Here is an 899-nt window from a genome sequence, read left to right as displayed (position 1 = left end):
AGAAAAATCTCAAGTTATTAACCTAAGAAAAAGAGAATCCGAATTCCTTGGGTTTACGATCCGTGCGAACAGAAAAGGGAAAAAGAGAGTTGCACATACAGGCTTAAAAGAAAGTAAAAAGCGTAAAATTAAAGAAACATTTAAAAAATACGTTCGAAGATTAAAAGCCTCGCCAACTACTCAAAATGCGTTACTGTTTAACAGTTTTGTCTTAGGCATTCACAATTACTTCAATCGTGCCACCCATGTCAACAACGAGTTCTCACGTCTTTCCTACGATGTGCGTGCTTTCATTTACAATCGTCTAAAAATGGTTGGCAAATTTGGTTATCCTGCGAACGCTCCACCAACTTACAAGAAATTCTATACCATGGGAACCAAAACTTTTAGAATTGCTAATGTGTACCTTTTCCAATTAGCTGATGTGAAAACAAAAAATGCAATGAACTTTAGTCCAAGACTAAATCCTTTCACACCAGAAGGAAGAACACATATTTATAAGCAATTACGCTCGGATATTCAGCGCGAAATTGCACTATTGCTAGAGTCGAACATTCAAACACGAAGTGTTGAGTACATGGACAATAGGATTAGCCGATACAGTATGAAGATGGGACAATGTGAAATTACAGGTGTATTTCTACAAGCCAATGAAGTACACTGTCATCACTACACTCCCGTGTATCTAGGTGGAGATGATACCTTTAATAACCTAAGAATTCTTCACAAAGACATACACACTGCCATTCACCAAACAGATGAAAAGGCAATACATTCACGCTTAAAAGGTTTTGATATCACAAAACCAGTGATAAAAAAATTGAACACATATCGTGAAAAATGTGGACTAAAACCAATCACGCAATTTCAATTCTAATTAAGTAACAAGGAACTTATAA

The 899-nt window shown here is 36.0% G+C and carries 1 protein-coding gene; it reads left to right on the top strand.

Annotation, left to right across the window (positions count from 1 at the left end):
- A partial coding sequence (locus ACTWP4_RS22540; RefSeq protein WP_443131022.1) for an HNH endonuclease signature motif containing protein occupies positions 1 to 877 on the top strand: 877 nt, incomplete at its 5' end.
- Positions 878 to 899 lie beyond the last annotated feature (22 nt).

This window comes from Gracilibacillus sp. D59 (genome assembly GCF_052246695.1).
Lineage (GTDB): Bacteria > Bacillota > Bacilli > Bacillales > Amphibacillaceae > Gracilibacillus.
The sequence above is the reverse complement of the archived record's forward strand: the minus strand, read 5'-3'. Positions and strand labels throughout refer to the sequence as shown.